The following is a 25492-nucleotide window of genomic DNA, read 5'->3' on the forward strand; positions in this document are numbered from 1 at the left end:
CATCGTCAATTAGGACTAGCGCAGGCAGAAGCCAGCAACAGACACAAAAAAGCGGGCCATTGGCCCGCTATGGAAAAGCAGTTTTCGTTCAGCGCTTGATGCCGAACACACCCAGCATCTGCTCCGTCTGCTTTTGCATCTGCTCCTGCATCTGCGTGAACATGCTCTGGGACTGCTCCATATAGCTGCCCATCAAACCCTGCATGGCTTGAGGCTGCATGCTCATGAACTGCTTCCAGGCCTCGGGGTTCATGCCCTGGGACTGGCCCGCAAGCTTGCTTTGGAAGTCCGTGAACATCTGCACGTTCTTTTCGATGTAGCTCCCCATGAAGCCCTGCATGGCATGACCATAGAAGCGAATGATGTTGGCCAGCATTGCCTCGGAGAACATGGGAGCCCCGCCCGCTTCTTCTTCCAGAATGATCTGCAGCAGGATGGAGCGCGTCAGGTCTTCATTGGTCTTGGCATCCCTGATGACCACCGGCTCGCTGTCCATGACCAGTTGCTTGACCTCGGCCAACGTGATGTATGAAGAGGTATTGGTGTCGTAGAGGCGGCGATTGGGATACTTCTTGATGATTCGCTGGCTCCCCACCTGGACATCACCCTCTTTGCCCTCTTTGTTTTCTTGCATCGCAAGTCCTTTATGTTCTGGGGGTCGGCCCCGTCGTCAATTGAGCTATTGCAGTGCAACAGATTTTAGGCAGTGCACAAGCCTCATCGGCAAGCAGTAACCCTGACAACCCTGCTTATCCGTGTTGCAACAAAGTCGCACCACCGTCACAGCCAGCATCAGGTCTTTGCCATTTATTCACAAAAAACAGTTTGCCGTCTATCGAAATCAAGCTTGCAGAAGGTTTACAGTGCCTCTCGTTGTTTGACGAAAGGCTCAACGGATGATTACCACCAAAACACGCAATGCTGTTTGTCTGACCGCCCTGCTGGCTGCCGCCGGCTTCATGACTGCAGCACAGGCCCAGCCCGATGCTGCTGCGACCGATGCCGCCAAGGCCGCTGCGCCGCAGGCAGCACCCGCAGCTCAGGCAGTCCCTGCCAATGTGGATGCCGCTGCCGCAGACGCCGCATTGCGCAAGCGCCTGCAGGCAGTTGTCGCAGCCATGGACGGCAAGTCCAAGCTGGCTGCCAACAATTTCAACGAGGAGTTCCTCAAGAACTCCCCCATCGACACCGTGCAGAAAGCCCTGGACTCCGTGCGCACTGGCGTCGGCAGCTGCCAGACGGTTGGCCGCATGGAAAGCTCCACACCTCTGGCAACCAGCGTGCTGCTGAGCTGCACCAAGGGCTTTGTGCCCATGGAACTGGCGGTCGAGCCCAAGGCTCCTTACCGTATTTCGGGCATTTTGCTGCGCCCAGCCTTCTGGAAATAAGCGCTTTTCACCATCAAAAATGGAGCCTCCTGGCTCCATTTTTTGTTGGTACCGACAAAGTCAGATCACCACCGGCTCGGGCTCCAGGCGAATGCCAAAGCGCTCGTAAACACTGGTCTGAATTGCCCCTGCAAGTGTCATCACCTCGCCGCCGGTCACGCTGGCATCGAGGCTGTGGCGATCTCCTCGATTGACCAGTACCAGCGCCTGCTTGTCGTAGACGCCCGCGCGGCCCATGGTCTTGCCTTTCCAGCCACAGGCATCGATCAGCCAGCCGGCCGCCAGCTTGATGGAGCCGTCATCCATGGGATAGTGAACAATCTTGGGCTCGCGCGCGATGATGTCCGCGCATTGCTCGGTCGTCACCGTGGGATTCTTGAAGAAGCTACCCGCATTGCCGATGACGTCGGGGTCCGGCAGCTTGGCACGACGAATCTCGCAGACCCATTCAAAGATCTGCTGTGCAGTCGGCTGCTCTATGCCTTTTTCCGCCTGCTTGCGCTGCAGATCCAGGTAGCCCAGATCCGGTTGCCAACTCTTGGGCAGCGCCAGACGCACCCGGGTGATCACCGCCCGCCCTTTGAGACCCAGGCCGCGCGGGACAGCCGTCGAGCCCGTCACGGGCCAGTACTTGGGCTGAGCCGGTGCATGTTTGAACACCGAGTCACGGTAGCCGAAGGCGCATTGCGCGGCATTGAGGCTGAACTGCTCGCCGGTGACCAGATCGATCGCGTCCAAGGAGTCGAAGCGATCCTGCAGCTCCATCCCGTAAGCGCCGATGTTCTGCACCGGGGCCGCGCCTACCGTGCCTGGAATCAGGGCCATGTTTTCAAGGCCTGTATAGCCCTGGGCCAGCGTCCATGCCACCATGTCATGCCAGCGCTCGCCCGCCCCGATCTCGACAATCCAGTGCTTGTCGGTTTCGCGCAGCAGCCGCATGCCCATGATTTCCATCTTGAGCACCACGGGGGCCACGTCGCCCGTCAGCACCACATTGCTGCCACCGCCAAGGACGAACACAGGCTGCCGCCCCCATAGCGGGTCGGCGAGAAACTGACGGATATCGTCCTGGCTACGAATGCGCACCAGCGTTTCGGCGCGCGCGGCAATGCCAAAGGTGTTGCAATGCTGCAGGGGAACATTTTTCTCGACTAACATCCATCCAATTGTCGCACTGCGTCTGCACTGCTGCTGGCAAGCAGCACATCACGGCCCGGCGCACTGTGGCTGTTTACCGCTCTGATACTGATAGGAATTACACATGCCTTCTTTTGACACTGTTTGCGAAGCCGATTTCGTCGAAGTGAAGAACGCCGTTGACAACGCCACCAAGGAAATTGGCACCCGTTTCGACTTCAAGGGCACATCGGCCGCCGTCGAACTCAAGGACAAGGAAATCACCATTTACGGCGATGCCGAGTTCCAGCTGCAGCAAGTCGAGGACCTGCTGCGCAACAAGCTGACCAAGCGCAATGTCGATGTGCGCTTCCTGGACATCCAGAAGGCACAGAAGATTGGCGGCGACAAGGTCAAGCAGCTCATCAAGGTCAAGAACGGCATCGAGTCCGAGCTGGCCAAGAAGATCCAGAAGCTGATGAAGGAAAGCAAGCTCAAGGTGCAGGCTGCCATTCAGGAAGAGAAGGTCCGCATCACCGGAGCCAAGCGTGACGATCTGCAGGCGGCCATGGCATTGATCCGCAAGGATCTGGCCGACCACCCTCTGTCGTTCAACAACTTCCGCGATTGAATGAAGCCCCCCCTGCGCAGCTCCGCTGCTTCCCCTTCCCTCGCCTTGCGAGAGGGGGGCGAGGCCCTTGCCACAGGGCGACGCGGCCAGCTCAGCTCCTTGCCCCGCGCCTCTCGCCTGCGTCGCATGGGGCTCATGCTTTCAGTCGCTGTGGCCTCCAGCAGTGCCTTGGGACAGTCCGTAGCCCTGACCGGCGTGCTGGGCAGCAAGGCCTTGCTGGTCATTGATGGCAGTGCCCCCAAGGCGCTGGCCGTCAACGAAAGCCACAAGGAGGTGCGCCTGCTGCAGATCAGCGGCGACTCCGCCGTGGTGGATATCAAGGGCCAGCGCCAGACCGTGCACCTGGGAGCAGCTCCGGTCAGCGTGGGCAGCCGGGGCGGCATTGGCGGCGCTGCGCGCTCGGGCCGGCTGGTCCTGATCGCCGACTCGCGCGGCCATTTTGTGGATCGCGGCTATATCAATGGAAAAACCATGCAGTACATGGTGGACACCGGCGCCAGCACCATTGCCATAGGCCGTGCCGATGCCGATCGCATGGGACTGCCCTACGAGCAGGGTGCCCCCGTCCTGATGCGCACGGCCAACGGCACTGCCCAAGGCTGGCGCATCAAGCTCGACAGCGTCAGACTGGGCGAGATGGAGGTCTACGGCATAGAGGCCGTCGTTGCCCCCCAGTCCATGCCCTATGTGCTGCTGGGCAACAGTCTGCTGACCCGGTTTCAGATGACCCGCAAGGGCAATGAGATGGTTCTGGAAAAGAACTGAACCCGCCTCTCGCCCATGCACGCACGCTACGACGACCCCTATGAAGACCTGCTGGGCCTATGGTCGGATCTGGAGGCCGCACTCGCGGTTTTGCTGACCGCGCCGCTGCGCATCCCCGGCTTTGCCATCAAGCTGCACCAGCTTGATCTATGGCTGCAAGACCTCATCACGCAGGACAGCGATGCCGCGTTGTATCTGATGTTTCAGCGTGCCAGCTCGACAACCGTGGGCTATAGCCCGTCTCACGCCGTGGTCTGCGCGGGCCTGTGCCATATCCTTGCCAAGGAGCTTGACCTGCCTCAATCCGAACGCGACACGCTGATCCAGGCCGCTCTGACCATGAACATCGGCATGACCGTGCTACAGAACCAGCTGGCCGAGCAACGTACACCGCTGAGCAGCCAGCAGGCCGAAGCCGTCAAGCAGCACCCCACAGAGGGCCGGCTGATGCTGGAGCGGCTCATGGTGCGTGACCGACTCTGGCTGGACACCGTGCAATACCACCATGTGGTGCTGCAGCCCGCGCCGCTGGCGCAGTTGCAGCCGCTGGAGCGTCTGGTACGCATTCTGGGCACGGTAGACCGTTATGCTGCCCTGATCAGCCCGCGCAAGACCCGTAGCGGCCGCTCGGCTACCGAGTCGCTGCAAGTGCTGCAGCAGGGCGGCCAATACGCCGATGAGGTCAAGCAGGCCTTGATCGATGTCGTGGGCCTGTACCCGCCCGGCACCTATGTGCAGCTGGACAATGGCGAAGTGGCCGTGGTGCTGCGCCGCGGAAAAAGTCTGGAAGAACCCGAGATTGCCAGCGTGATCGACCGGGATGGCCACAGCATGTACCCGCCCATCTGGCATCTGGAGGGGCGCAGGCCGGCCATCACCTCCGCGCTGGCGCGTTCCTCGCTGACGCTGGATCTGGACCTGCGCTCCATGGCACAGCTTGGCATTCACAGTGCACGCGGCAACGCCGAGCTGTACCGCATGGTCAAGCTGCCGGGCAGCAAACGCTGACCCTTTCTAAACGCCTTGTGCAGCGATCAGGCCGGCATGGTGACCACGCGTGAACGCCTCTTCCAGCACCGAATAGCCAGCCCAGTCCGAATGCGCAAAGCTCAGCCGCGCCGTCGCAGGCGTGGGCAGGCCCTGCACTCGCTCCCCATTCAATAGCAGATTGCGCTTGCTGGCACTGAACTTGACGGCTATTGCGCTCAATATCTGCTGATCGCCAGGACGCGGAATCGCCATGGCATGGCCATAGCGGGTGATTTCCATGCGTGTGGCATGCTGCAGCAGGTCTGGGTGCGGCTCGCTCAGCGTGTTCACGATGCGCTCGCGCCAGAAGGCAAACGGCTGCTGCATCAATTGCCTGCGCCCATCGGCCCAGTCGCCCAGCGCCTGGTAGTAACTCAGCACCGTTGGCTGGCGGCGGATGCGGTCCAGCCGCTGATTGCCCGCATCCACATAGCCCAGCCCGCCCGCATTGCCGTCGCGGTACAGCACATTGTCCCAGGCGGGCTCGGCGCCGGGGTAGTCGGCCAGCGGTCGGTCGATATGGATGTTCGCCACCAGCCAGGGAGCCCAGTCCAGGCGGGCCGTCACGGCACACAGAAAATCGGGCGCATTGCGCAGCACTCTTGCAGCCACAAAGCTGGGCAGCGCCACCACGCAATGGCGCGCCAGCCAGCGTTCATGCTGCTGGCGGCCATGGTGATAAACCTCGATCTGCACACCGCCCGCGTCCTCGGTGACGGCAAGCACGCTGCAATCGGTCTGCAGCTGCGTGGCTTTCAGTCCCGCCGCCAGTTGCTGCGCCAGCCAGCCATTGCCCTGGGGCCAGGTCAGCACCTGCTCGCCATCCGCTTCGCTCTCATGCCCGGACTGCAGGCGCGGCGCGTGGAAACCATGGCGGCTGGCGAAATAATGAATCCCCGCCCAGGCCGAGACGCGGCTCAGACCGGCACCGAAATCATCGCGGCAGCTGTAGTCCAGATACCAGAGCAGACGCTCGTCATCGAGGCCCTGCGCCGCCAGCCATTGGTCGAAACGCTGTGCATCGAGCACGGCATGAGAGGCAGGCAAACCCGCTTCGCGCTGCCAGACACGGATGGAAGGCATGGCAAAGGCCGCCGCCTGAGCCGCTGCCTCGACCTGCTTTTCAAACAGCGCATATTGCTCCAGCGTGCGCTGGCTCACGCCCTGCACGGGCAGCAGCCCCTCATGCCAGCCGCCCTGCCAGTACAGGCGCTCCTGCGGGCTATGGCAGAGATAGCGCTCGTCATAGCGCCAGCGGCCAGCGAAGCGCTGGCGCACGCCCAGCTCTTCCAGCCAATCCTGCACCTCATGAGCATCGTCGCCGGGAACGGGCAGATAGTGCGCGCCCAAGGGGCAGGCAATGCCCTTGACTTGCCCGCCCTGGCTGTTGCCTCCCATGGCGGCCTGGGTATCGAGCAAGGCTGCGCCCTGCACGCCAGCCAGTTCCAGCGCGCGTGCCGCCGCCAGCCCGGCCATGCCCCCGCCCGCAATCACTACCGGCGCCCGGTGTACCACCGCAGGTGCAGGTAGCTCCAGCCCCTGTGCCAGGCGCTGCCAGAAAGGGCGCAGGCCATGACCACGCTCCAGCGCCACGCCGCTGAAGCCGCCAGGCAAGTCCTCCAGTCTGGGCGCTGGCTGCTTGCAGCCGGCCAGGCCCGCTGCGCCCAAAGCGCTGGCGGCCGCCAGCCCGAGCCAGTCGCGCCGCTTCAGATCGGCCCGCATCAATGCTCCACCTTGCCCCACTCGCGCTCATAGGTGTTGACCAGCACCTGATTCGAGAGGCGATTCACCTCGGTCGGCACGCGCGCCATATCGAGAGGGAAGTCAAACATCAGGCGCAGCGTGGGCAGAGTCAGAAAACGCATGCCGGCGGGCAAAGCCTCGGGCTCGCGCCAGGGACGGTGGCTGGCCAGCACAAAACCCCATTCGCCAAAACTGGGCACATGCACGTGATAGGGCTTTGCCCCCAGACCCACGGACTCCACGGTCTGCACCACGGTCCAAAAACTCTGGCGCGCAATCAGCGGCGAGGTGGTCTGAATCACGGCATAGCCGCTGGCCGCCAGACGCTTGTCCAGCAGCGAATAAAAACTATTGGTGAACAGCTTGCCTATGGCGAAATTGGTGGGATCGGGAAAGTCCACCACGATCACATCGAAGGTGTCCGCAGTCTCCTGCAACCAGTGAAAGGCGTCGGTGTTGACGATGCTCACGCGGGCATCGTTGAGTGCATTGCCATTGAGCGCCGTCATCATGGCGTTGCTCTTGAACAGGCCGGTCATGGCCGGGTCCAGCTCCACCAGCACCACGGACTCGACGCCGGGGTACTTGAGCACCTCGCGCACGGCCATGCCGTCGCCGCCGCCCAGCACCGCCACCTTCCTCGGTGCACCATGTGCGGCCATGGCGGGGTGGACCAGCGCTTCGTGATAGCGGTACTCGTCGCTCTGGGCAAACTGCAGATTGCCGTTCAGGTACAGCCGCGCGCCCTGGCGTCCCTGTGTCACCACGATGCGCTGGTAGGGCGAGCTGCTGCTCAGCACGATGCGGTCCTGGTAGAAATGGTCGTCGGCCAGCCGGGTCAGCTGATCCGCGCCCGCGATGCCGCCGCCCAGGGCCAGCAGCACCAGTGCACAGGCCCAGGCATGGGCACGCAGATTGCGCAGCTCATGCTTGAACAGCACCAGGGCCCACACGGCAATGGCCGCGTTCATGAAGCCGAACAGCAGACCTGTGCGCACCAGGCCCAGCTTGGGCACCAGCACGATGGGAAACGCCAGCGACACGGCCAAGGCCCCCAGATAGTCGAAGGTCAGCACCTTAGAGACCAGATCCTTGAGCGATGCATTGCGCTTGAGAATGCGCATGACAAGCGGAATCTCCAGCCCCACCAGCGTTCCCACCACCATCACCATGCTGTAGAGCAGAAAGCGGAACGCGCCCGGCGCATAGGCATTGGCGAGAAACAGCACGGCCGGCAAGGCACCACCGACCAGCGCCACCATCAGCTCCACACGCAGAAAATGCGCGGGCAGCTGATCTTCGAAATAGCGCGACAGCCACGAGCCTATGCCCATGGCAAACAGATAGGTGCCGATGATGGTGGAGAACTGCAGCACCGAATCACCGAGCAGATAGGATGCCAGCGCGCCTGCCGCCAGCTCGTAGAGCAGGCCGCAGGCCGCAATCACGAAGACGCTGGCCAGCAGCGCAACATCAATGGGCCGAGGCCCCTGGCCAGCGCTATGCTCCTCGGCCACCATCGAAGTCATCTAATTCCTTTAACCGTAAAACAGGCGCGCCGTCCTCTGCCTGCCAGGGACAGCGAGCAAGGGCCGCCCCGCAGCAAAGCTGTCGTCCCCCTCCCCTAGCGCCCAGCGCGTAGAGAGAGGGGGAAGGCGCGCAGCGCCTCAGGGGGAGCCTCAATGTATCGCCGCAGCGACGATGATGCTGATCCCCAGGCACATGGCCGCCACCACCATGGCCAGTGCCTTGTTGTGCTTCTCCACGATCTCGGCCCACATGTCCACGGGCGTGATCTTGTCGATGATGATGAAGCACAGCCAGAACACCACCACGCCCACCAGGGCGTAGATGATGGAGCCGAAGAAGTTCTGGGCGCTGAACCAGTCGAAATTCATGATGTCTCTCCTGTAATGAGATGGGGGGCCTGCCTGTGAGAGCAGCGACGCTTATTTATGACTGCCACCCGAGGTGTAACCACCGTAGGAACCGCTGCTGGAGCGGCTGTACGTGCAGTTGGGATCTGTGCGCGGGTCGCAGTTGGGACTGGACATGCAGGCACGCAGGAACGGCAGGATGAACAGCAGCAGGAACAACCAGAACAGAATCGTGCCCCAGCTGAAGCCGCTGCCCGACAGAGGACTGACCTGGGAGCGATCCTTGAGCTTGGCCGTGCCGAACGCCTTGGCCACCGTCTCAGCCGAAACGCGCTGGCCATGGGTCCAGGTCGTTTCCTGATTGGCGGTCTCCAGCGCCAGCGTGGACTGCTTGCCGCCATTGGCAAAGTCCACATTGCTGGACTTGGCGCCCTTGAAGACGGGCCAGTAGAACTCGCCCTCTGCATATTCCGTCTCCGCCAGGTAGGCGTAGTCGCGCTGGTATTTGCGCTGCAGATAGGTCGCAGTGGCGCCGTTCTTGCTGAGCTTGGGAGCACCCGTGATGACGCGGGCCGTGCTCCAGCCGTCTTCCGAATCGACGATGAACGAAAAGCCCGCCTTCTTGTTGTAGAGCAGGTACTCGTCCCAGGTGAAGCTGTCGTCCTCATCTTCGCCCAGACCACGCCCGCTGCGCCTCTGAAAACCCACGACCTGCCATTTCAGGCCGTCGAGTGTGCCTTCGCTGCCCAGCGGGATCAGAGGCTTGACCTTTCGGCGCTGCTCGGCATAGCTCAGCTCCTCCCCCATGCCCTTGGACATGTCGATCAGGCTGCCACAGCTGGGGCAGCTCAGGGCCTTGGTGGTGTCGAAGCGCACGGGCACCACGGCACCGCACTTGGGACAGTTGAAGTGGCGCCCCTGGGTTTTCTTCTGGGCGCTGCTGCGCAGGCCCTGCATCTGCAAAGCCTCCAGCGCCACGGCTGCCCCCAGGCTGAAGGCCGGTGTCTTGTCGCTGAAGTCGATGGAGAGAATCTGGTTCTTGTCGCTGCGCAACTCCACCAGCTTGAAGCTCTTGCCGAGCTGAGGCAGCTGGGGCAGCTCGCCCTGAGCCGCCATCAGTTGCGCATCCTGAATGCTGGTGACGGTGAAGGATTCGGTGCCTGCCTTGAGCTCGCGGCCCATGCGCCATTCGCGCTGCTGGAACTCTTTCACGTTCCAGCCCGGCGGCTGCCAGTTCACGGCAAAGACAAAGCTGCCGTTGTCCTCGCTCAGCCAGGCCAGCTCGCCGTTGCTGAGCGCAGCCACCCACTCCGACCAGTTGCCGGCCGCGCTTTTGTACTGGGCGCGGCCCACGATGGTGAAGGGCTCGGGCTTGCCGTTGCGCTTGACCATGCCCGAGGCGCCCAGCTGCAGCGGGCTGTAGTCCTCGAACACCTCGGCCATGGAGCCAATGCGCTTGAGCGTCTCGCCATCGCGCAGCACGGTGCTGCGGCAAAACTCGCAGACGGCAAAACTCGATTGCGCACTGGCGAAGTGGACCGGCGCGCCACAACCAGGACAGGGAGCGCTGTAGTCGCGCTGCGATGGGCTGGAAGCCATATTTTTTGCTATTTAATCAGGAGCTTCTTGCGCTTGAATGGAAAAGGCCTGAAGGCGGCCTCGGAGAAATGCAGCAGCCGCGCCCTAGCGATGCTTGCTTTTACCGCTCTTGCGGGCAGCGCCCTCTGCAAGCTTGGAGCCATCGGTCTTTTTCTGTCCCAGCCTGGATTCCTTGCCGGCGATCAAGCGCTGAATGTTTTCGCGATGACGCCAGACCAGCAGGATCGCCATCACGACAATCGCGGCAGTGATGGGGGTTTCCGCATCCCAGACAATGCCGCTGCACAGCACGTAATACACGGGCGCGAACACCGATGCCACCAGCGCGGCCAGGGAGGAATAGCGGAAGAACACGGCCACAATGACCCAGGTCAGCGCCGTCGCCAGACCCAGCCAGCCGCTGATGCCCAGCAGCACGCCCAAGGCCGTGGCCACGCCCTTGCCCCCCTTGAAGCCAAAGAACACCGGGTACAGATGGCCCAGGAAAGCAGCTAGGCCGACCAGCGCGACCGTGCTGTCGCCCAGCCCGAACTGCGCGCCGAAGGCTTTGACCAGCACCACGGGCACCAGGCCCTTGAGCGCATCCAGCAGCAGCGTGACAGCCGCTGCCGCCTTGCTGCCCGAGCGCAGCACATTGGTGGCCCCGGGGTTGCCGCTGCCATAGGTGCGCGGGTCGTTCAGGCCCATGACGCGGCTGACGATGACGGCAAAGGACAGCGAACCAATCAGATAGGCCGCGATGACGGCGATAACGGGATAGAGGGCGTTCAAAGGAATTCCTCGGCCAGAGACTGGCCCTAAGGCTCGCCAACCAAGGTCGACGGCACCGATTGTTGTCACGACTTGCGCAACCCGGATCAGGCACGGCGGTTTGTAGACCGTCATGCCCGTTGTACATCCTGGTTGGCGTAAGTCCTTGTTGTTTGCGTTTTTTGCCAGCCGGCGTCTGCCCCGGCTGGCTAGCCCCCTATTCTGCCAGCGCACAGTGCACCGGCCGGGCATCGAGCAGACGGGTACAAACCTCAGGGGCCAGTTGCACCAGATAGCCGCGCCGCCCGCCGTTGATGGCAATGCGTGGCAGCGCGAGTATGGTTTCCTCGATATAGACCGGCATCTCGCGCCTAGTGCCGAAGGGTGAGGTACCGCCCACCAGATAGCCGCTGTGGCGGTTGGCCACGTCGGGTTTGCAAGGCTCCACGCTCTTGGCCCCGATCTGGCGCGCCAGGTTCTTGGTCGATACCTTGCAATCGCCATGCATGAGCACGATGAGCGGCTTGGCATCCTGATCCTGCATCACCAGGGTCTTGACCACTGCGTGCTCGTCCAGCCCCAGCTGGCGCGCTGACTCTTCAGTGCCGCCATGCTCCACATAGTCATAGGGGTGCTCGCTGAACTCCACCTTGTGGGCCCTGAGCATCTGCGTGGCTGGAGTCTCGCTCACATGGGCGTTTTTGTCTTTTTTTGCCATGATTCAATTTTGATAGCTAGTGGCGCATGCCCGATATGGGCCATCCGCCATTTTCCCTCAATAAAGCGATCAGACAGCGGGGTCGCGCATCTCCCAGCGGATGCGGTCGATCTCGGCCAGCAGCTCGGCAGACAGCTTGGTTCCCCAGGCATCGAGATCCTCGTCGAGCTGGGCTACCGAAGTCACACCGATGATGGTGCTGGCCACCTGCCACTTGGTGTAGCAGAAGGCCAATGCCAGCTGCGTGGGAGTGAGGCCGTGCTCGCGCGCCAGCGCGTTGTAGCGGCGCGCTGCGGCCAGCGCATCGGGGCGACCCCAGCGCTGTTTCTGCACGGATTCATACCTGGCAATGCGTGCCTCCTTGGGCGCACCGGCCTCGGTCGGTGCAAACTGATCGAACTTGCCCGTCAGCAGGCCGAAAGCCAGCGGCGAATAGGCTAGCAGCGACACCTCGAGGCGGTGACAGCTTTCGTCCAGCCCGTTCTCATAGCTGCGGTTGATCAGGCAGTAAGGGTTCTGGATCGCAGCCACACGCGGCAGTCCATGCTGCTCTGCCAGGCGCACGAACTCGTGCACGCCATAAGGCGTCTCGTTGGACAGGCCGATGTGGCGGATCTTGCCCTGCCTGACCAGACCGGCCAGCGCCTGCAGCTGTTCGTGGATGGGCGTGAGCGAGCTTTCCTTTTTCGGGTCGTAATACATGCCGCCGAAGGCCGGCACATGGCGCTCGGGCCAGTGGATCTGGTAGAGGTCGATCACCTCGGTCTGCAGGCGCTCTAGACTGGCGTCGCAGGAACGAATAATGTCATCCGCCGACAGGCCCGAGCCTTCGCGGATCCAGGGCATGCCGCGCGAGGGGCCGGCCACCTTGCTGGCCAGCGTGATCTGCTCGCGCATGCCGGGGCGGGCCTTGAGCCAGCGGCCGATAATGGATTCCGTCGCGCCAAAGGTGGCCTCACGGGCGGGCACGGCATACATCTCGGCCGTGTCGAAGAAATCCACGCCGCGCTCGACGGCTCGATCCATGATGCGCCAGGCTTGAGCCTCATCGACCTGCTCGCCGAATGTCATGGTGCCCAGACAGATGGGGCTGACACGCAGATCGCTCTGCCCCAGAGCGACGGGATTCATGGAAAGACGGGAAGTGGATGCAGCAGAAGTCATGCTGCCAAGTTTAGAGCCTGACAGTACAAGATCAGGGCAGACTCCTTGTTTTTGCTGACACAGCTGTCCCGTGCACGACGGGCCATGCTGCAAGCGCAGCAATAATCAAAACAACGGAGACAATATGACAACGCACAACCCCACGCTGACCGGCCAGCTCACCGATATCCCGCCCTATCAGCCGCGCCGCCAGTGGCGCTCGCAGATGCTGCCCGTGCGCAATATGCACTACCACCAGCGCAGCTGGGAGCCCGAACCAGTTTCGGGAATCGATCCCGAGTTGCCCGTGCTGGTGCTGGCCCATGGCTGGATGGATGTGGCCGCCTCCTACCAGTTTGTGGTCGACGCCTTCAGCGACGCCTTTGTGCAGGGCCGCCGTATCCTTGCTCACGACTGGCGCGGCTTCGGCCTGAGCCGCAGCGCCAAGCCCTGCGACAGCTACTACTTCACCGACTACCTGGCCGACCTGGACATGCTGCTGGAGCAGATTTCGCCCGATCGGCCCATCGACCTGGTCGGCCACAGCATGGGCGGCAATATCTCCTGCATGTATGCGGGCGCGCGGCCCGAGCGCATACGCCGCTTTGTCAATCTCGAAGGCTTCGGCATGGCGCCCACAAGGCCCGACCAGGCCCCCGGACGTCTGGCCCAATGGATGGATCAGCTGCGCGAGCAGCGGGCGGGCGGCATGGGTCTCGCCCCCTACGACAGCGTGGAGGCCGTGGCCAATCGCCTGCAGAAAACCAATCGCCGCCTGCCCCGCGACAAAGCCCTATGGCTGGCTCATCACTGGTCGGCCCCCGATGCCCAGGGCCGCTGGCATATTCTGGGCGACGCCGCACACAAGCTCTCCAACCCCTATCTGTATCGCGTGGATGAAGCACTTGCCTGCCTGGCCGCCATCAGCGCACCTACTTTGTCGGTCGAAGCTTCGGACGACAGCCTGGGCCATTGGCACCAGGGCCGTTACACGCTGGAGCAATACCACGAACGCATTCGCCACATCCCGCAATGCGAGATCGCCCGCGTGCAGGACGCTGGCCATATGCTGCACCACGACCAGCCCGAGGCCGTGGCCAGGCTGATCGAGGACTTTCTGCGCTGAAAGACTGCTACTGCTGAGACTGCGACTGCTGCTTGCTATCTCTACAGGAGCTTGTAGCGCATGTAATCATTGATTTTCAGCATTATCTATATCTGAAATCAATTTACAACATGCGCTATAAGCTCACTTATTTATAGCCGCCCACGCCCTGTCCGGTCTGCAGCTCCAGCACATGGCGCCAGCGCCTCGGCTGCATTTGCAGCTTTCGGTAGCGGCCGTCGGCCCACTCCGCACTCATGTCCGCATAGCGGGCCGACAGCGCCAGCCCGCTCTGCCCGGTCTGGTAGATGAACTGCGAGGACTCCGGATCGCCCAGGTCGTAGATGGCACGCAGCGAGGGCGCGTGGCGGCTGACAAAACGTCCGGCCAGCGGTCCCTTGGCATCGGAGGGCGGCGGGTTGGCGTTGTACTGCCCCACATTGACGCTATAGGTGTCACCGCCCGAGGCCACGCTCACATTGAATACCCCCGCCAGTGCCGCCACCGAGCCCAGAGGCTTGTGCGCGCTGAGCGCCGGGTGCGCAGCGCCCCAGCGCCATTGGCGCGGATCATTGCCGTAGGCCGACTGCAGCTTGTCCAGCGTGCGGGTCAGCGCCTGTCCGGCCTGTTGCTCGCAGCTCAGCGGCGCGCACCACCAGGCGTCATTGCGCGCCAGCATTCCCTCCAGCCCGGCACGGAAGTCCCGCTTGCCGTAGCTCATGACAAAGCGCTGCTCGCCAATACGCGGAATCACCAGGCCGCGCGTCAGCTCGTCGACCCAGACCGAGAAGATCAGCGGCTCGGGCCTGTCCCGCTCCATCAGCCCATCAAAGCCCGCCAGCAGTTGCTGTGCCTGCGCTGCCAGGGCGTGGCTCGATTGAGCCTTGCGCAGCACGGGCAGCAAGGCCCGGGTGGCCAGGGACTGCACATCGTTCTGAATCGCCGCCATGCTGGCCACGTCATGCTCGCTGCCTGCCGCCAGCAACTGCTCTATGCGCTGGTGGCGGTAGGGCAGGCTCCAGTCCTGGGTCAGAAAATGCGCATAGCCGGCTTCCGTCACGCGCTGGTTGGCCGTGGCCACAAAGCCTCGCGTGCCGCCATCGTCCTGCGGCGTCTGGTCGTACCCCAGCCAGCCCTGCCAGTCATAGCGCGCATCCCAGCCGGGCGCCGGCGCCACGCCGCGCAAGTCATTGCCGGGCGCACGCACAGGCACCCTGCCTGCGGCCTTGAAGCCGATATGTCCCTGCACATCGGCCGCCACAATGCTTTGCATGGGCGAGTGGTAGATGGAGAATGCCTCGAACAATTCGGACACAGTCTGCGCCCCGTTGGCCCTGAGGCCGGCCTCCACCGTGCGGTTGTCCGTATCCAGCGCCGCCCAGCGCAGGGCCAGCGCATAGCGATCGGTGTTGATGACCTTGCCATATTGCTGCTGCGCGTCGCTGATCACCGGGCCGTGGCGCGTGCTGCGCAGCGTCACCCTGACATCGCTCTGTCCCTTGACCTTGAAGATTTCCTCGCGCACGACAAACTTTTCCCAGCCCGTGGGCGTGCGGTACTGGCTGGCATCGGCCGGGTTGATCTGCTCCAGATACAGATCCTGCACATCGGGGTTGGTGTTGGTAAAGCCCCAGGCCACCTGCGCTGTGCGGCCCAGCACCACAAAGGGCATGCCGGGCAAGGTGGCCCCTGTCACATCCAGCTCGCTCAGGGCACTGCCGTCACCGGCCCGGCCCTCTGGCGACTGAAGACGCGCGAAGTACCAGATGGCCGGAGCGCTCAGCCCCAGATGCGGATCGTTGGCCAGCAAGGGCTTGCCGCTTCGGGTCTTGCTGCCGGCCACCACCCAGTTATTGCTGCCCAGTCCGTCATTCGTGCCCATATCCTTCGCCATGGAGGCCGCCCATTGCTGTAAGACTGATTGAATCTGCCCGGCCGGCGCCGAAGCCTTGGGCTGGGCATTCGTCTCCCGGTAAACACCGAGCTGGCGGTACAGGCTGGCGAGATCCACCGCCGTCGCGGGCTGCTCGCCCGGATAGGCCGGCATCAGCTGCCACAGTTGCTCGGTGCTCAGGACCTGCAGCAGATTCAGCCGCGCGAACTCGTTGCCCCAGTTGCCGCCCAGATCCAGCGCCATCATCAGCGCCCAGCCCACGGTGTCTTCAGGCTCCCAGGTCGATGGCCCTCCTGCTCCGGCCCTGGTGCCCAACAGCAGGAACTCCGGCGCTGCAGCCTGCGAAGGCCTGGCGTAAAAGGCGGCTATACCCTGGCTGTAGGCCTGCAAGGCTTCCTGCACGGCAGGCGGCAGCGCCGCATACTGGCGGCGCGCCGCGCCATGAATGTCGAGAGCACGCATCAGCTTGTCCAGCTCCAGCGTGGCCGGGCCCAGCGTCTCCGACAGCCGCCCCTGCATCAGGCGGCGGTTGAACTCCAGCTGCCAGCCGCGCTCCTGCGCATGGACAAAGCCCAGGGCTCGCCAGGCATCCTGCGGCGATTCGGCGCTGATATGCGTGACATCGGACTCGTCGCGCCTGACCCACACACTGCGCTCAAGCCCGGCGAGGACCAGCTTGCCGTCCATGCGCGGCTGGGCCCGCACGCCATAGACCGCCAACGCGGCCCCTGCCAGCAAAACCAGTCCACAGGCCGCAGCCGCCAGATGCCATGTGCGCCTGAGCCAAGGATTGGCAGAAGGTTCTGCCGCCGAAATGATGTCTCCCATATCGCCTCTTGTCATGCGTCCGGTGCGCAACATCCACATGCTGATCGCGTCCAGCCATGGGCGACAATACCTGTTTGGGCCATGGCCCGGTGTTAGGTAAACGACTTACGCAGACTCGGATCAGGCATGGTTTTCTGTCGATGGAAATGCCCGTCGAGCCGCCCTGTTTGCGTCAGTCCCAAGGAATTCAACGCATGTGGCCCTTCAGTCTGTTCAAGAAACTCAGCCAGGACCCGGCCGTGGGTCAGCCCCGCGGCGACTATATTGGCTGCTATCTGCTGGGCACGCATACCAGCGGACGCGACGATGACATCAGCTATATCTCGCTGGCAACTACGCGCGAGCAGTTGGAGCAGGATGCACGCCAATATCTGCAAGAGTTCCTGGAGCAGCATCCGCAGCTGAACGAAGCGGAGCGCCTTGCCCTGCAGGACCTGCTGGAGCACTGGAATGCGCGCGCCGATGCCCACCTGGCCCAGGACGGCGGCAAGCCCGGTCAGCCCCTGGCCGTGCAGGGCGGCAGCGAGCTGTTCCTGCGCACCGGCATGCGGGCGCGCAAAAAGGAAAAAGGCGTTTATCTGGAATAGGCGCCGGGGCGGCGGCTGCCCGACGCCTGCCGCTACTGCGTGAAATTCATGTCGAAGCCGGCTTCTGTCAGGCGTACCTCGCCGCCTGCTTTTTGCAGCCAGCCCCTCGCGACGGCCCAGTCCAGCGCAGACTGACGCTCGCCGTCGAAGATGCCATGCTTTTGCAGGTCGGCAGCAAGCGCTTTCTCGCTCATTCCTTCACCGGCACGCAAGCTTTGCTCCACCACCAGGATGTAGACCATCTTGTGGGCTGCGATCTGAATGCTCTGCTCTGTCATGTTCACAAGTCCTTGTTCTTGAATGAAGGGAAAGCCGGATGCCCGCCAGGCTCCAGGCCTTGCGCCCTGGCCTGCGGCTTGTGTTTTATGCCGCGGGCCATACCCACTCTGGCAGTGAGTTTGTAGCCATCTCTCTAGTATTTCCGATGCGTTTCCTCTGCTTGCCGGCTCCGCAACCATGGCGCCGGCACTTCAGTTTCAGAACTGTGTTTCAGGGAGGTCATCATGGCTCGCCACACGCCCATAGAACGCTATCGCAATATCGGCATCTCCGCGCATATCGATGCCGGCAAGACCACCACCACCGAGCGCATACTGTTCTATACCGGGGTCAACCACAAGCTGGGCGAAGTCCATGACGGCGCTGCCACCATGGACTGGATGGAGCAGGAGCAGGAACGCGGCATCACCATCACATCGGCAGCCACCACGGCCTTCTGGTCGGGCATGGAACACAATTTCCCGGCCCATCGCATCAACATCATCGACACCCCTGGCCACGTGGACTTCACCATCGAGGTCGAGCGTTCCATGCGCGTTCTCGACGGCGCAGTCATGGTCTACGACTCCGTGGGCGGCGTGCAACCACAGTCGGAGACCGTCTGGCGCCAGGCCAACAAGTACAAGGTGCCGCGCCTGGCCTTCGTCAACAAGATGGACCGCGTGGGCGCCGATTTCTTTCGTGTGCGCCAGATGATGGTGGACCGCCTCAAGGCCCATCCGGTTCCCATCGTCATCCCCATCGGAGCCGAAGCCGATTTTCATGGTCTGGTCGACCTCATCAAGATGAAAGCCATCTTCTGGGACGACGAGTCGCAGGGGGTGAAGTTCGAGTACCAGGAGATCCCCGCTGCGCTTCTGGCCAGCGCACAGGAATGGCGCCAGAAAATGGTGGAGGCCGCTGCCGAGGCCAATGAAGTCCTGACCGAGAAATACCTGGACAGCGGCGACCTCGATGCCGAGGACATCATCACCGGCCTGCGCCTGCGCACCATCGCCACCGAAATTCAGCCCATGCTCTGCGGCTCGGCCTTCAAGAACCGGGGCGTGCAGCGCCTGCTCGATGCGATTGTCGAGCTCATGCCCTCGCCGCTCGATGTTCCTGCCATCGAAGGGCATAGCGAGGACGACAGCGCCAGCACCACGCTGATACGCCATGCCAGCGATGATGAGAGATTCGCCGCCCTGGCCTTCAAGCTCATGACCGACCCCTTCGTGGGCCAGTTGACCTTTGTACGCGTTTACTCGGGCGTATTGACCAAGGGCGATCTGGTCTACAACCCGACCCGGGGTAAAAAGGAGCGCATAGGCCGTATCGTGCAGATGCATGCCAATGCACGCCAGGAGATCGACGAAATCCGCGCCGGCGACATTGCGGCCTGCGTGGGCCTCAAGGACGTGAGCACGGGCGAGACGCTGTGCGATCCGCAAGCGCCCATCGTGCTCGAAAAAATCTCCTTCCCCGAACCCGTGATCGCCCAGGCCGTGGAACCTAGGAGCAAGGCCGACCAGGAAAAAATGGGCCTGGCACTGGCGCGCCTCGCGGCCGAAGACCCGTCCTTCAGAGTCAGCACCGACGAGGAATCGGGCCAGACCATCATTGCCGGCATGGGCGAGTTGCACCTGGAAATCATCGTTGACCGCATGAAACGGGAATTCAATGTGGCCGCCAATGTGGGCAAGCCCCAGGTGGCCTACCGCGAAACCATTCGCAAAACAGTCAACGATGTGGACGGCAAGTTCGTGCGCCAGTCCGGTGGCAAAGGCCAGTACGGCCATGTGGTGCTGAGCGTGGAGCCGCTGGAATCGGGCAAGGGCTTTGAATTTGTCGATGAAATCAAGGGCGGCGTGATTCCGCGCGAGTTCATTCCTGCCGTGGAAAAAGGCCTGCGTGAAGCCATGAACTCGGGCGTTCTGGCCGGCTACCCCGTGGTCGATGTGCGGGTGCGGCTGACCTTCGGCTCCTACCACGATGTGGACTCCTCGGAGCAGGCCTTCCGCATGGCCGCCATCCTGGGCTTCAAGGAAGCCTGCAAGAAAGCCGACCCTGTGATTCTGGAGCCCATCATGGCCGTCGAGGTGGAGACGCCCGAGGAATACGCAGGCGCCGTGATGGGCAATCTGTCCTCGCGCCGCGGCGCCGTGCAGGGCATGGACGATATCGCAGGCGACGGCAAGACCATCAGGGCCGAGGTACCGCTATCGGAAATGTTCGGCTATGCCACGCATCTGCGCTCCATGACTCAGGGCCGCGCCACCTACACCATGGAGTTCAAGCGCTACGCACAGGCCCCCCAGCAGGCAGTAGCCGCAGCGACCGCGACGACCGGTCACCGAAAACAGGGCTAGGCGGATCCAGGCAACTCTGCCGCGGCTCGGCGGCAGAGTTGCCGGGCGGGTTCAGACAGACGACTCAGGCCGCATGCAGCCACTGCATGGCCATGGCATCTTCGGTAAAGGGGAAATGCCTGACCTCGGCATGCGTGATATGCCTGCCGACGAACTCGGCCATGCCCGCCAGATGACTGTCGGTCACCAGAGCGATCTGCTCCACCTGATGGCGATGATCTCTGACAAAGCCCATATGGGCGCTGAAGCCGGCCCAGTTTTCCCAGCCGGGAAAGTCCTTGGACTGAATCATCACCCCATGCAGTTTGGGATGCTCGGCCAGGAAATCGTCCACATCCTGGCTGACGCCGTCGAAATCCTGCTCGGTCAGGGGCCCATGGGGCTTCAGCAGCAAGATGCCTTCGGGTTTCATGAGGGAGTAATTGAGCATATGCAACTCCTGCAGCGAAACTTCACTGTACGCCTGCGCTCGCGGGAATGCAGCCCTAGACAGCACCCGCAGCACAGGTTTTCCTCGGCTCTTGCCGCCGCTCTGTACGGACTTGCTGAAACGCGACTGATTCGCCTACTGGCAGCCCATGGCCCGGCTCAGGCTCTGCATCTGCTCGCCCAGCGCGGCACGCAGATCGGCGCGCATGGCATCGCGTGTCAGCAGTTCTTCGGCATAAAGTGCCGCCCAGTCAATCCCCACGCCCAGCACCACACCAGCGACCGCTCCCGCCACCGCCCCCACGGCCGTGCCGACACCAGGAACGACAGAGCCCACGGCCGCACCGGCTACCGCTGCCCCGGCCTTGCCCAGACCCTGCTTGGCAGCGGCCTTGGCCAGCACCTTGCTGGCGGCCTTCATCGAGGTCTTGGCCATGGCTTTGCCCGCGACGGCTGCGGCAAAAGCACCGCCCCCCGTGCCCACCAGGGCACTGGCCGTCAGCCGCTGGCGTGCATCGCCCAGCAGCTCCAACGCAGGCAGACTGGCAACCTCGGCACGCACCAGACATTGCTCGGGACTCAGGGCCAGATGATGACGCGCCAGGGTTTCCTCGATGCGCTGCTGGCCCTCGGCCAGAGCAGCGCCGCTGGTCAGTGCCTGCTTCTGCAGAGTCTGCACCCAGCCCTCCAGCCCTGGCGTGGCTCCCAGGGTTTCGCTGAGCTTGTTCTGCAGAAACTGGCTCACATCGCCCGTGAGCAGACTGAGGATGCGGCCCCACTCCGCCCCCAGACTGAAATACCAGTCCAGATAGCGCTCGACGGCGGCATCCAGCTGCCGGTTCATCTGCGGGATGCTCTGGCACAGGGCCTGCCCGGCCTGGGCCCGCCCCAGCAGTTGCAGAACCTGCTGACGTGTGGCGTCCAGCGTGCCGAGGCGATAGAGTTGCTGCCCGATGCGCTCGCACTCGGGCAGACGCTTGAGCGCCAGCGGGCTCTCCTGCGCACGCGCCAGACCGTCAAGGGCGGCCGTGGTCTGCACCAGAATGCCCAGCACCAGCATGGCAACCAGGGCCAGCAAAGGAGCGGCCGGCGAAGGCGCGGCATTGCGCACTGCCCCCGAAGGCCTGGCCTGCAGCAGCAGCGCCGAGGAAGCCGATGCCCCCTGCATGGCGCGCCCCAGGCACAGCAACACGCCTACGGGGCCGAACAGCGCCAGCAGCAACAGGCGCAGCACGGGCAACTGGGGCAGGTCGGCCATGGCGCCACTCGCCAGCTGCACGGCCAGCAGGGCATCCAGCCCCCAACGCACCAGCCCAGAGGGCGCTGCGTGAATCTGGGCCAGCGCATGATTCAATGCCTCGGGCTCCATGCCTGGGGCCAGCCCCCGCCCCAGATCCTGCTGGCTGGCCATGGCACAGAGCCAGCTGCCGCCCCAAAGCACCAGCAGCAGCCAGGTGGCAGCGCGCTGAGCCCAGGCCCAGGCAAAGGCCGGCGATGAAAACTCTCGCTTCAGGCCCGCCTGCATGCCACAGGCCAGCAAGACATAAAGCAAGGGTGCCAGCGCCAGCAGCGCCCATTCCCAGGGCGCCAGAAACCAGGCCTGCCAGAGTGAGCTGGTGCACAGCAGCAAGGCCAGTACCAATGCCTTGCAGGCCGGCCACCAACCGCCGCCAAGCCAGCGGCCGATACGCCCCTGCGGCGCGAACTGCAAGCGCAGCAGCTTTTTGCGCAGCATCAGGAGCAGCCAATGCCCCCAGGCTGGCAACAGCACCAGCAACAGGACTGCGAACAGCCAGCCCCAGGGCGGCAAGCGCGTCAGCAGATGGGAAAAGCCGGCCAGGGCCGCCAGCCACAGCCAGCCCAGCAGTACCGCGCGCAGCAGAGTCCGCGGCCGGGTCGGCCCAAGCTCGGTCGCTGGCGCGCCAGCACGGTTCATGGTTCGCGGCTCTTGCCCGCTGCCCCACGGCCTGCAGCAGCAATCCCCCTGGCGATGCGCGCGTTGTAGACCGTGAGGCGACTCAGGCCCAGTTGCCCGGCAATCTTGGCGTCGGATGCGGTGCCGAGCAAAGCCACAGCCTCGTTGCTCCAGTCGAAAGCGCTGCTGGCAGCAGCTCCTGTCACCGAGTCAATACCGAGCTCGGTGCGCTTGACCACCACGCTGGCCTTGCTGATGCCCAGCTGCTTCGCCACCTCGGCGTCCGCTTCCCGGCCCAGCAGAGCCAGCGCTGGCTGTGTCCACTGGAAATGCCCGAAGGCGGGAATGCCCAGCGCATTGCGCTTGAGGTTGACCGTCTTGGCCGATGTGCCCCAGCGCTTGGCCAGCACGGCGTCTTTTTCCTGGCCCAGCAGGGCCAGCATTTCCTCGGTCCACGGCAGTGCAGCCTTGCCCATGCGTGCGTCCTTCCAGATCTCAAAAATACAAGCCAGATTGGCATTCAGCCCATATGCGGCCTACGTTAACAGCTATTAAAACTGAATCTTCTTAGGCACATACACGAGGCGCAGGCCATGCTGGCGGCTCAACCTCAGCGGCATTCTGTCGTCAGACATGCCCCCAGTAGATCAGCGCATCCCGGCCTTCCACAGACAGCGATACCTGCGCGCCCACGGGCAGCAGCACCTTGGTGGGCACATGGCCGAAGGGCAGGCCTTGCAGCACGGGGCGCTTGAGCTGCATGCGCAGCCAGTCTATGACGGTCTGCAGCTTGAAGCCCTTGTCGTGGGTGGTGAGCTTGAAATCGGTGAACTGGCCAAAGATGATGGCTTTTTGCTTTTGCAGCACGCCCGCCAGCAGCAGCTGGGTCAGCATGCGCTCGATCTTGTAGGGGTGCTCGCCCACGTCTTCGATGAACAGAATGCCGCCGTCGACCTGCGGGAAGTAAGGCGTGCCCAGCAAGGACACCAGCACCGCCAGGTTGCCGCCCCACAAGATGGCCCCGCCAGGAACATAGAAGTCCTTGAGTTGCGGCTTGCCATTGGGCAGCTCGCCAATCCTGGGCATCTGCCAGCCCGCGCCCTCGCCCTGGCCGCTAAGCAGGTCCTCGAAGCAGTCCAGCATGATGTCGTCCACGGGCTCGCCGGTCTTTTTGCTGTCCACACCGAAGTCGGCGTTAAGCGCGGGACCCGCCCAGGTGACCGAACCGGTCTGTGCCAGCATGGCCAGCTGAAAAGCCGTGAAGTCGCTGAGGCCGACAAACTTGGTACCGCCCGCAATCGCCTTCGCCACGGTCTTGTACTTGATGCCCGGCAGGATGCGCGTGAGACCGTAGCCGCCGCGCGAAATCAGCGCCACATCGGCTCCGCTGGCCGCTGCACGGTGGATAGCAGCCAGACGGGTAGCGTCGTCACCCGCAAAGCGCTGGCTGCTGGCCAGCGCATCGGCATCGACCTCCACCTCGTGGCCCAGGGCCTCCAGCTGCTTGATGCCGCGTTTGAAGGCTGCCTTGTCGCGCACCGCCCCCGAGGGCGAATAGATATAGACATGCTTGCCGCCATGGCTGTGATCATGGCCGCAGCAGCTGCCATCGGCGCTGTGCACATGGTCGTGATGATCGTGGTGACCGTGCTCATGGCTGCAGTGCTCGTCATGCACATGAGCCTGGTGGACCGACTCCTGCCCGTGCGAGTGGGCGTGGTGGGGATCTTGCTGCTGGGGCGCTGTAGTGGATCCAGGGGATTTGCGCGAGGTTGCCAAAGCCTTTTCATGCGACCGTCGGCCGCATGCTCCGTGAAAAGTGGGTGAATCCGCAGATTCAGAAGTTCATACGACTTCCGCAAAACAGGTTCAGGCCGGGCGACTGCCTCAGAAGGCGAGCCCTTGTTGCATTCTTGTTTGCGTAAGTCCTAGTTCAGATTCTTGCTCCGCCGGTCTGACCGATCGGGCTACGGCGCAAAGTATTCCACAGCCGCTGCACCACCGCCCTGCTGTGCTGCAGGAACCGGAGCGCCAGGCCGGGTTTGCCGCCAGACCCCGGCCTGCACCGCCAGTTGCGGAACGGCCTGCAGCCAGGCTGCCTGCCATTGCGCAGCAGACACGGGCTGCTGCGTGGCTGCGGGCTGCAGCCACAGCCTGCCGGCCTGCGCCCATTGCTGCAGCAGATCGGCGGGCGGCGCAGCCAGCTCGGTCTGCAGACGCGGCCAGGCCTTGAGCGCGGCCCGATGGCCGGGCTGCGCAAACGGTGCATTCCAGGCGCGGTCCTCTTCGGCATTGCTGCACCCTTCCAATTCGGCCATGGCCCTGGCCACATCCCAGCCGGGCTTGCGCGCTGCCTGCTCAAACCATTGCCGACGCGGCTCTGGCTGCGCATTCAGCGGCCAGGTATCGATCAGCCACGCGCCGGCAAAGCGCTCTGGCAGGGCTTGCGCTGCAGCCAGACCCAGGCGGCCGCCATCGCCCTGCCCGACCAGGACCAGCCGCCGCAGGTTGAGCGCTTCGATCAGCTCGGTGATGACCTGCAAATGCCACTGCGCGCTGTGTCGTTTGTCTTTCTTGGGCTGGTCGCTGCGCCCGAACCCTGGCAGATCGGGCACCACCACACGATGACCGGCGGCCAGCAAATCGGGTAGCAGATGCCGAAAGCCATAGCCCCAGCCCGGGCTGCCATGCAGGCACAGCCAGGTCAGTGCTGCATCCTCAGGCCCTTCATCGACCACCGCCAGACGCAGGCCCTGCAGCGCCGGCAGGTCGCTGCGCCACTGCGGCCGCCAGGGCCAGGCGGGCAGGTCGGCAAACGCCTCATCGGCATTGCGCAGCGCCCAGTCCCTGAGCGGGTGCGGCTGCTGCGCTTTTTTTTCCTGGCGTCGCTGCTGGAAGAACTCGGCCATCAGCGCCGAGCATTGCGCGGCCAGCACGCCACGCAGCACCCGCGTCTGGTGATTGATGGCGGGGTAGTCGAAGACATCGAGCACCGAACCTGCCGCACCGGTCCTGGGTTCGGCCGCACCATAGACCACGGCATCCACACGCGCATGCAGCATGGCACCGCTGCACATGGTGCAGGGCTCCAGCGTCACATACAGCGTGCAGCCCTCAAGCCGGTAATTGCCCAGAGTCCGAGCCGCTTCGCGCAGGGCCAGCACCTCGGCATGGGCCGTTGGGTCCTGGGCAGAGAGCGGGCTGTTATGACCGCGGCCTATGACCTGCCCGTCCTTGACGACCACAGCCCCCACCGGCACCTCGCCACAGGCGGCGGCGCGGCGCGCCTGCTCCAGCGCCTGGTGCATGAAGTGCTCGTGCACGGAAGCATCAAAATCCATAGCTATA

At 63.4% G+C, this 25492-nt stretch carries 23 protein-coding genes; 7 read left to right on the top strand and 16 right to left on the bottom strand.

Annotated elements, in window-relative coordinates; genetic code table 11:
- Positions 1-88: 88 nt before the first annotated feature.
- Positions 89-634, bottom strand: coding sequence for a polyhydroxyalkanoate synthesis repressor PhaR (gene phaR / locus FSY45_RS02450; RefSeq protein WP_003063218.1), 546 nt, complete (start codon positions 632-634; stop codon positions 89-91).
- 262 nt (positions 635-896) lie between these two features.
- Between phaR and FSY45_RS02455 the strand changes: the two genes are divergently transcribed.
- Positions 897-1388: a hypothetical protein gene (locus tag FSY45_RS02455; RefSeq protein ID WP_003063220.1), complete on the top strand. Its 492-nt coding sequence runs from the start codon at positions 897-899 to the stop codon at positions 1386-1388.
- Positions 1389-1448: 60 nt separating this feature from the next.
- Here FSY45_RS02455 and murB read toward each other — a convergent pair whose 3' ends face one another.
- Positions 1449-2546 (bottom strand): UDP-N-acetylmuramate dehydrogenase, encoded by a 1098-nt coding sequence (gene murB, locus FSY45_RS02460; protein WP_039048477.1) that lies wholly within the window; start codon positions 2544-2546, stop codon positions 1449-1451.
- Between the two features lie 103 nt (positions 2547-2649).
- Between murB and FSY45_RS02465 the strand changes: the two genes are divergently transcribed.
- The 3 genes from FSY45_RS02465 (at position 2650) to FSY45_RS02475 (ending at position 4908) form a co-directional block, all read left to right on the top strand.
- Positions 2650-3135, top strand: coding sequence for a YajQ family cyclic di-GMP-binding protein (locus FSY45_RS02465; RefSeq protein WP_003063225.1), 486 nt, complete (start codon positions 2650-2652; stop codon positions 3133-3135).
- A gap of 135 nt (positions 3136-3270) precedes the next feature.
- Complete coding sequence (locus FSY45_RS02470) at positions 3271-3900, top strand: TIGR02281 family clan AA aspartic protease (protein WP_171832495.1); 630 nt, start codon at positions 3271-3273, stop codon at positions 3898-3900.
- Positions 3901-3915: 15 nt separating this feature from the next.
- On the top strand, positions 3916-4908 hold the full coding sequence (locus tag FSY45_RS02475) for an HD-GYP domain-containing protein (protein ID WP_046460749.1): 993 nt from the start codon (positions 3916-3918) through the stop codon (positions 4906-4908).
- Positions 4909-4914: 6 nt separating this feature from the next.
- Here FSY45_RS02475 and FSY45_RS02480 read toward each other — a convergent pair whose 3' ends face one another.
- From FSY45_RS02480 to FSY45_RS02510, 7 genes are all read right to left on the bottom strand, one after another.
- On the bottom strand, positions 4915-6651 hold the full coding sequence (locus tag FSY45_RS02480; protein WP_046460748.1) for an FAD-dependent oxidoreductase: 1737 nt from the start codon (positions 6649-6651) through the stop codon (positions 4915-4917).
- Positions 6651-8201: a polyamine aminopropyltransferase gene (locus FSY45_RS02485; RefSeq protein WP_046460747.1), complete on the bottom strand. Its 1551-nt coding sequence runs from the start codon at positions 8199-8201 to the stop codon at positions 6651-6653. Before FSY45_RS02485 ends, FSY45_RS02480 begins: the two co-directional genes overlap by 1 nt.
- Before the next feature lie 150 nt (positions 8202-8351).
- Positions 8352-8570, bottom strand: coding sequence for a DUF350 domain-containing protein (locus FSY45_RS02490; RefSeq protein WP_003063240.1), 219 nt, complete (start codon positions 8568-8570; stop codon positions 8352-8354).
- A gap of 51 nt (positions 8571-8621) precedes the next feature.
- On the bottom strand, positions 8622-10148 hold the full coding sequence (locus FSY45_RS02495; RefSeq protein WP_046460746.1) for a DUF4178 domain-containing protein: 1527 nt from the start codon (positions 10146-10148) through the stop codon (positions 8622-8624).
- Positions 10149-10232: 84 nt separating this feature from the next.
- Positions 10233-10919: a glycerol-3-phosphate 1-O-acyltransferase PlsY gene (gene plsY / locus FSY45_RS02500; protein ID WP_046460745.1), complete on the bottom strand. Its 687-nt coding sequence runs from the start codon at positions 10917-10919 to the stop codon at positions 10233-10235.
- Positions 10920-11115: 196 nt separating this feature from the next.
- The gene (ybaK, locus tag FSY45_RS02505) at positions 11116-11616 is read right to left on the bottom strand and encodes a Cys-tRNA(Pro) deacylase (RefSeq protein WP_046460744.1); all 501 of its coding nucleotides are present in this window, start codon (positions 11614-11616) and stop codon (positions 11116-11118) included.
- A gap of 69 nt (positions 11617-11685) precedes the next feature.
- Positions 11686-12747: an aldo/keto reductase gene (locus tag FSY45_RS02510; protein WP_046460743.1), complete on the bottom strand. Its 1062-nt coding sequence runs from the start codon at positions 12745-12747 to the stop codon at positions 11686-11688.
- A gap of 157 nt (positions 12748-12904) precedes the next feature.
- Between FSY45_RS02510 and FSY45_RS02515 the strand changes: the two genes are divergently transcribed.
- A complete protein-coding gene (locus tag FSY45_RS02515; protein WP_046460742.1) occupies positions 12905-13885 on the top strand; it encodes an alpha/beta fold hydrolase in 981 nt (326 codons plus the stop codon).
- Between the two features lie 127 nt (positions 13886-14012).
- Here FSY45_RS02515 and FSY45_RS02520 read toward each other — a convergent pair whose 3' ends face one another.
- Positions 14013-16586, bottom strand: coding sequence for a penicillin acylase family protein (locus FSY45_RS02520; protein ID WP_046460741.1), 2574 nt, complete (start codon positions 16584-16586; stop codon positions 14013-14015).
- A gap of 194 nt (positions 16587-16780) precedes the next feature.
- Between FSY45_RS02520 and FSY45_RS02525 the strand changes: the two genes are divergently transcribed.
- Complete coding sequence (locus FSY45_RS02525; protein WP_003080574.1) at positions 16781-17173, top strand: hypothetical protein; 393 nt, start codon at positions 16781-16783, stop codon at positions 17171-17173.
- Between the two features lie 32 nt (positions 17174-17205).
- On the opposite strand, the gene FSY45_RS02530 is transcribed toward FSY45_RS02525, so the two are convergent.
- The gene (locus tag FSY45_RS02530) at positions 17206-17451 is read right to left on the bottom strand and encodes a hypothetical protein (protein ID WP_003063265.1); all 246 of its coding nucleotides are present in this window, start codon (positions 17449-17451) and stop codon (positions 17206-17208) included.
- A gap of 225 nt (positions 17452-17676) precedes the next feature.
- Here FSY45_RS02530 and fusA point away from each other — a divergent pair, with 225 nt between their 5' ends.
- Complete coding sequence (fusA, locus tag FSY45_RS02535; protein WP_046460740.1) at positions 17677-19800, top strand: elongation factor G; 2124 nt, start codon at positions 17677-17679, stop codon at positions 19798-19800.
- A 64-nt stretch (positions 19801-19864) separates the two neighbouring features.
- On the opposite strand, the gene FSY45_RS02540 is transcribed toward fusA, so the two are convergent.
- The 5 genes from FSY45_RS02540 to tadA all read right to left on the bottom strand — a co-directional run bounded on the left by FSY45_RS02540 (position 19865) and on the right by tadA (position 25485).
- Positions 19865-20230: an STAS/SEC14 domain-containing protein gene (locus FSY45_RS02540; RefSeq protein WP_046460739.1), complete on the bottom strand. Its 366-nt coding sequence runs from the start codon at positions 20228-20230 to the stop codon at positions 19865-19867.
- A 135-nt stretch (positions 20231-20365) separates the two neighbouring features.
- Positions 20366-22165 carry a hypothetical protein gene (locus tag FSY45_RS02545; protein WP_046460738.1) on the bottom strand — a complete coding sequence of 600 codons (1800 nt, stop codon included), beginning with the start codon at positions 22163-22165 and terminating at the stop codon, positions 20366-20368.
- Positions 22162-22620: a hypothetical protein gene (locus FSY45_RS02550; protein WP_046460737.1), complete on the bottom strand. Its 459-nt coding sequence runs from the start codon at positions 22618-22620 to the stop codon at positions 22162-22164. The genes FSY45_RS02545 and FSY45_RS02550 overlap by 4 nt, the downstream gene beginning before the upstream one ends.
- Positions 22621-22771: 151 nt before the next feature.
- Positions 22772-23821, bottom strand: a complete 1050-nt coding sequence (locus tag FSY45_RS02555; protein WP_187427525.1) for an LD-carboxypeptidase — start codon at positions 23819-23821, stop codon at positions 22772-22774.
- A gap of 290 nt (positions 23822-24111) precedes the next feature.
- Positions 24112-25485 (bottom strand): tRNA adenosine(34) deaminase TadA, encoded by a 1374-nt coding sequence (gene tadA / locus FSY45_RS02560; protein ID WP_046460734.1) that lies wholly within the window; start codon positions 25483-25485, stop codon positions 24112-24114.
- Positions 25486-25492 lie beyond the last annotated feature (7 nt).

This window comes from Comamonas sp. Z1 (genome assembly GCF_008121555.1).
GTDB lineage: Bacteria > Pseudomonadota > Gammaproteobacteria > Burkholderiales > Burkholderiaceae_C > Comamonas > Comamonas thiooxydans.

Coding starts and splice junctions, on each gene's coding strand:
- FSY45_RS02520 (WP_046460741.1), bottom strand. CDS start 16,586: ATGGGAGACATCATTTCGGCGGCAGAACCTTCTGCCAATCCTTGGCTC.
- FSY45_RS02475 (WP_046460749.1), top strand. CDS start 3,916: ATGCACGCACGCTACGACGACCCCTATGAAGACCTGCTGGGCCTATGG.
- FSY45_RS02485 (WP_046460747.1), bottom strand. CDS start 8,201: ATGACTTCGATGGTGGCCGAGGAGCATAGCGCTGGCCAGGGGCCTCGG.
- FSY45_RS02540 (WP_046460739.1), bottom strand. CDS start 20,230: ATGCTCAATTACTCCCTCATGAAACCCGAAGGCATCTTGCTGCTGAAG.
- FSY45_RS02480 (WP_046460748.1), bottom strand. CDS start 6,651: ATGCGGGCCGATCTGAAGCGGCGCGACTGGCTCGGGCTGGCGGCCGCC.
- FSY45_RS02490 (WP_003063240.1), bottom strand. CDS start 8,570: ATGAATTTCGACTGGTTCAGCGCCCAGAACTTCTTCGGCTCCATCATC.
- ybaK (WP_046460744.1), bottom strand. CDS start 11,616: ATGGCAAAAAAAGACAAAAACGCCCATGTGAGCGAGACTCCAGCCACG.
- tadA (WP_046460734.1), bottom strand. CDS start 25,485: ATGGATTTTGATGCTTCCGTGCACGAGCACTTCATGCACCAGGCGCTG.
- murB (WP_039048477.1), bottom strand. CDS start 2,546: ATGTTAGTCGAGAAAAATGTTCCCCTGCAGCATTGCAACACCTTTGGC.
- FSY45_RS02470 (WP_171832495.1), top strand. CDS start 3,271: ATGCTTTCAGTCGCTGTGGCCTCCAGCAGTGCCTTGGGACAGTCCGTA.
- FSY45_RS02525 (WP_003080574.1), top strand. CDS start 16,781: ATGTGGCCCTTCAGTCTGTTCAAGAAACTCAGCCAGGACCCGGCCGTG.
- phaR (WP_003063218.1), bottom strand. CDS start 634: ATGCAAGAAAACAAAGAGGGCAAAGAGGGTGATGTCCAGGTGGGGAGC.
- FSY45_RS02455 (WP_003063220.1), top strand. CDS start 897: ATGATTACCACCAAAACACGCAATGCTGTTTGTCTGACCGCCCTGCTG.
- FSY45_RS02495 (WP_046460746.1), bottom strand. CDS start 10,148: ATGGCTTCCAGCCCATCGCAGCGCGACTACAGCGCTCCCTGTCCTGGT.
- FSY45_RS02530 (WP_003063265.1), bottom strand. CDS start 17,451: ATGACAGAGCAGAGCATTCAGATCGCAGCCCACAAGATGGTCTACATC.
- FSY45_RS02465 (WP_003063225.1), top strand. CDS start 2,650: ATGCCTTCTTTTGACACTGTTTGCGAAGCCGATTTCGTCGAAGTGAAG.
- fusA (WP_046460740.1), top strand. CDS start 17,677: ATGGCTCGCCACACGCCCATAGAACGCTATCGCAATATCGGCATCTCC.
- FSY45_RS02510 (WP_046460743.1), bottom strand. CDS start 12,747: ATGAATCCCGTCGCTCTGGGGCAGAGCGATCTGCGTGTCAGCCCCATC.
- FSY45_RS02550 (WP_046460737.1), bottom strand. CDS start 22,620: ATGGGCAAGGCTGCACTGCCGTGGACCGAGGAAATGCTGGCCCTGCTG.
- FSY45_RS02515 (WP_046460742.1), top strand. CDS start 12,905: ATGACAACGCACAACCCCACGCTGACCGGCCAGCTCACCGATATCCCG.
- FSY45_RS02545 (WP_046460738.1), bottom strand. CDS start 22,165: ATGAACCGTGCTGGCGCGCCAGCGACCGAGCTTGGGCCGACCCGGCCG.